1 pseudogene is annotated in these 1,373 nt (G+C 42.5%); it reads left to right on the top strand.

The annotated features are described in order from the left end of the window. Positions 1 to 877: pseudogene (locus tag ABE504_RS33170) on the top strand (hypothetical protein); the annotation flags it as partial. Positions 878 to 1,373: the final 496 nt, after the last annotated feature.

The following is a 1,373-nucleotide window of genomic DNA, read 5'->3' as shown; positions in this document are numbered from 1 at the left end:
AATTACGGTAAACACAGCTGGCGCGGCTGCAGGAACTAGCTTGGATATGAAGTTTGAACTGCGTAAGAGCGAAGCAACCCACACAGGTGCAGTAGCAGGTACCGTAGTGGATCAAAGCGTAGCGAGCCTTGCGAGAAAAGTAACCATCATTACGGAAGATGAAGCGAAAAACTTGACTTACAGCTTGAACACTGTAGGCAACCTTTTCAATACACGTGATGATGCAACTTACGCTGCAACTGACGCAACAGAAAGTGACGCGGCAACAAGCAAACTTGCGAAAGAACTGATCGTAAGCGCGAAAGATGCTGCAGGCAATGCGGTGGCTGTTCCAAAAACAATTACATCTGTAACATCTGATGTTTATACCGTAGCGCAAGTTAAAGAAGACGGTGCAGATCCAGAAGCAACAGGCTATGTCATTGGTAACAAAGTAGGTACAGCGAACGTGACTGTGTACTTCGTAGCAGCAAATGGTGAAACGAAGAGTGTAAGCGGGCAAGTGAATGTTACAAATGAAGCGAACCGCGTAGAAACAATTGCAGCCGGTTCTACAACAAAAACATTTACAACGGCGCAAGCAAACAACGAAAACATCTTCTACCTGATGAACAAAGTAACGGTAACAAACCAATACGGAAACACATTCAAAAGTGAAGGATCTACAAAAGATTCCTCGACGAAAGATGTATTGGCAGCGTACGATAACTACCTGCAAGTACGTTACACAATTACAAATGTGACAGACGGCTTGACAGTAACATTGAAAGCTGACAACACCGTGTCCGTAACTGGAACAGGCTCCTTCGTAGCAACAGCTATCGCACCAAATGGCAAATCTGTATCCACAACAGTTGTGGTAACTGCAACTCCTTAATTACTTCTCACCTAGAGGCCCGCAAGGGCCTCTTTCTTTTTTGTAAAAATGGAATGTGGGCTTGTTGTTTTCATCAATTTTTCAGTCAACATTTAGTTTCTATTAAGCTTTACTTCTAATTTCCTTTACAAACGGCCACTACAATGGACTTGTAAGTAATCCGATTGAGTGCTCAAGGCAGAGACGCTCACTTGGAAAATACTTAGCAATGAAAGAATGAATAGAGTATCGTATACTAAGTTTGTAGCCGAGATGATAGACGCGAAGCTACACGATGATCTATCAAGTGAATCCGAAGTGATTCAGTAGTCGTCCCATTGGTTATAAGTTTTTATAACAAAAAACTTCAAAATACAGGAGGAAACACACTCTTATGAAGAAAACATTATCCGTAGTTCTTACTTCTGCTATGGCATTCTCGATGTTCACCGCAGTTGCTTTCGGTAAAAACTCCGATGACTTCACAGATCTGAAAGATCTTGACGCTGCAACGAAG

The sequence above is a fragment of the Paenibacillus oryzisoli genome (assembly GCF_050467285.1).
GTDB classification, from domain to species: Bacteria; Bacillota; Bacilli; order Paenibacillales; family NBRC-103111; genus Paenibacillus_E; species Paenibacillus_E oryzisoli_A.
The sequence above is the reverse complement of the archived record's forward strand: the minus strand, read 5'-3'. Positions and strand labels throughout refer to the sequence as shown.